4 protein-coding genes are annotated in these 3198 nt (G+C 37.3%); 1 reads left to right on the top strand and 3 read right to left on the bottom strand.

The features are described from left to right. Nucleotides 1–182 precede the first annotated feature (182 nt). From WFK35_RS21710 to WFK35_RS21700, 3 genes are all read right to left on the bottom strand, one after another. Nucleotides 183–452, bottom strand: a complete 270-nt coding sequence (locus tag WFK35_RS21710) for a RebB family R body protein (RefSeq protein ID WP_336734640.1) — start codon at nt 450–452, stop codon at nt 183–185. Between the two features lie 320 nt (nt 453–772). Next, nucleotides 773–1648, bottom strand: coding sequence for an aldo/keto reductase (locus tag WFK35_RS21705; RefSeq protein WP_336734638.1), 876 nt, complete (start codon nt 1646–1648; stop codon nt 773–775). 27 nt (nt 1649–1675) lie between these two features. After that, the gene (locus WFK35_RS21700; RefSeq protein ID WP_336734636.1) at nt 1676–2587 is read right to left on the bottom strand and encodes a LysR family transcriptional regulator; all 912 of its coding nucleotides are present in this window, start codon (nt 2585–2587) and stop codon (nt 1676–1678) included. Between the two features lie 225 nt (nt 2588–2812). Here WFK35_RS21700 and WFK35_RS21695 point away from each other — a divergent pair. After that, a partial coding sequence (locus tag WFK35_RS21695) for an NAD(P)H-dependent oxidoreductase (protein ID WP_336734634.1) occupies nt 2813–3198 on the top strand: 386 nt, incomplete at its 3' end.

The raw sequence follows: 3198 nt of genomic DNA, 5'->3' as shown, positions 1-3198 counted from the left end.
ACGCCATAAGAAACAAATTGGTGCACAGAATAATGGCTGTCATCAAAAGACAACAGCCTTATTTGTCACAGAAAGAATTTTTATCAACAAAAAATTCAAATTTTCCTTGCTTATTAACATAGAAATCCTTGCGTTTAAGAAGACTTATCCTGAAATCAGGTTATTTAAAAATTTTTGAATATTCAGGAGCCCGGATTCAATATTTTTGTAATGGAAATCGCATCCGCAACTGTATCGATGCTGTAAATCTGCATTACACCTTGTGTCGTAGCAGCCTGAGCCAATATATTCTGCTGATTCTGAGCGCTTACTGCATTCTGAAAAAGTATGCCTGTAGAATGTGCCATAGACTGATAAAGATTTCCCATTGCTATTGCAGGAGCCTCCCCTAAAACTTTTACATTAGTCTGAGTGACCGCATCGGTGATCTGCTGATTTACTTTTGTATCCATAATTTTAGTTTTTTAGTATCATCGTAAAGTTAAATGATATTTTTAAATAAAAAAAGAAGCAATAAATAATTATTACTTCTTTTTAGTTAAAACAGAATTAACTGCAAAAGGGACAAAAGATAATGTTAAAGCGAATTTATGTAATAATCAAAGTGCTCAAAAGAATAAAAATCAAAGATTTTTAAAAACTATGGTGAGCTTTTTCATTGATAATGATCAGCTTTAAATAAAAAATTTAATAGATCTTTTGCGTCTTTTGCGGTTAAATAAAAGTCTAAACAAACTTTTAATGAAAACGGTTTAAAACAAAATTCCAGATCTTAAATATCCGCTACCGATTTCAACATTTTCTGCTCCCATTCCGGATCTTTCGGATCGAAGAATAATCTTTTTCCGGTGTCTAAAGAACGAACCACATTCATTTCATCTTCAGTTAATTCAAAATCAAAAACATTGAAGTTTTCTTCAATTCTGGAAGGGGTAACCGATTTAGGAATCACACAGAATCCTTCCTGTAAATGCCATCTTAAAATTACCTGCGCCACCGTTTTACCGTATTTTTCGCCGATTGATTTAAGATCCTGATTATCCAGTAATCCGGCGTTTCCGTTTCCGAGCGGACTCCATGGCTGCGTGATGATGTTATTTTCCCTGTCGTACACCTGAAGTTCTTTCTGCTGGAAAATCGGGTGCAGCTCGATCTGGTTGATGACAGGAAGTACCGTTGCATCCGCTTTTAATTCCTCCATTTTATCTTCCGGGAAATTACAAACTCCGATAGCTTTTATTTTTCCTTCCTGATAAAGTTCTTCCATCGCTTTCCATGCTCCTTTAAAATCAGAATACGGCCAGTGAATAAGGTACATATCAAGATAATCTAGCTGTAGCCTGTCTAAAGTTCTCTGAAAAGCCCATTTTGCCTGCTCATAAGAAGTATCCTGAACCCAAAGTTTTGAAGTAATGAATAATTCTTCACGGTCTGTTCCGCTGTTTTTAATCGCATTTCCTACTGCGGTTTCATTCTGGTAAATGGAAGCCGTGTCGATCATTCTGTAGCCGGTTTCAATGGCCATGATCACCGCATTTTCACATTCCTGCATATCTTCCATCTGCCAAACCCCGAATCCTAAAGCCGGAATATCCACTCCGTTGTTCAGTGTAATTACAGGCTGCCCTGTGTATGTTTTCTTTTGCATACTTGTTATTTATCTATTTATAATTTGTTAAATCTCAATTTCTTTCCCCATCATCTTCCTGAAAAGTTCTTTGATGTGATCGATCTCCGTCTGATAATTGGTCTTCTTCCGGCATCCGAAATGCAGCGTGTTTTTTAATGGTTTTTCGCCTTCCCAGATCAGTTGCACTTCTCCGTTTTCAATTTCTTTTTTGCAGAGAAAATCCGGAACCACCGCCAAACCCGTTCCGCCTTTCAGACAACGCACAATTGAATTCAGGTTCGGAACGATATAATTGGGACGGAAGTTCGGTTTATGCCCGAAATTCAGGATCCAAAACTGAAAAAGATGCTCCATATCTCCTGCTGTACCGTACCATTTTTCGTTTTTCAGCCATTCTTCCGCGTGTTCGATTCCCTTTTCATTTAAAATAATTTCAAACTGCTCTTTATCAACCTCTTTTCCTCCTACAAGAATGATCTGTTCGGAAGAAAATGCTTCATGCTCAATATTCGGCGAAACTCCTTTTTTGGGAGTAATGATTAAATCTAAAATTCCTTTGTCCAGCTGATCGAGCATTTCGCGGTATTCCCCGAAACTGATGATCAGATTGAACGGCAGGCTGGAAACGTACTGCTCCAGTGTTGTCTGAAAGGTTTCAAAACACATGCCGACACTGATGGTAGGTGTGAGTTTCTCCGTCGATTTCTGAAAGTTTTTTTCCACCTCTTCCAGTTTTGCCAAAGGTTCCGTAATCGCATTATACAAAACCTTTCCTCTTTCCGTAGGAATCATTCTCCTTCCGGTTCTGTCGAATAACTTATACCCGACATACGCTTCAAGTGAACTGAGATGCAGACTTACACCCGGTTGCGAAATAAACAGCGTATCCGCAGCTTCGGTAAGCGTTCCTGTTTTATAGATTGCCTTAAAAGTTCTGTACCATTCTAAATTAACCATAGGTATTACTTTTATGATGCAAATGTACCCAAATAATCATGATTCTAATATTTTCAGCATCAATGAAAGCGATAAAGGCGGTCTATATTTAAAATAAAAAACTGATAATCAACCACATATATTAATTATCATTTAAATAATACTTAGCTATGATTTTTATTATTTTTCTTATAGCAATTTAGCCAATACCTTTGTCTCTGTAAAATTTAAACAATCATAAAAGCAATGAAAAAAGTATTAATTATTAACGGGGGACAGAATTTCGGACATTCCGGAGGAAAATATAACCAGACCATCGCAGAGAACACTTTGGAAGTACTTAAGAGCTTTGAAAATGTAGAAGTAAAGATCACTAACGTAGACGAAGGGTATGATAAAAATGAAGAAGTGGCAAAATTTGTATGGGCAGATTACATCATTTACCACACTCCGATCTGGTGGTTCCAGTTACCCAATGGTCTTAAAAAATATATCGATGAAGTCTTCACCGCAGGACACGCCAAAGGAATTTATATGAGCGACGGAAGAAGCGCCGATAATCCAAAGATCAATTACGGAACGGGAGGAATGCTTGGCGGAAGAAAATATATGGTAACTACAAGCTGGAACGC

This window comes from Chryseobacterium sp. VD8 (genome assembly GCF_037149975.1).
Classification (GTDB): domain Bacteria; phylum Bacteroidota; class Bacteroidia; order Flavobacteriales; family Weeksellaceae; genus Chryseobacterium; species Chryseobacterium indicum.
The sequence above is the reverse complement of the archived record's forward strand: the minus strand, read 5'-3'. Positions and strand labels throughout refer to the sequence as shown.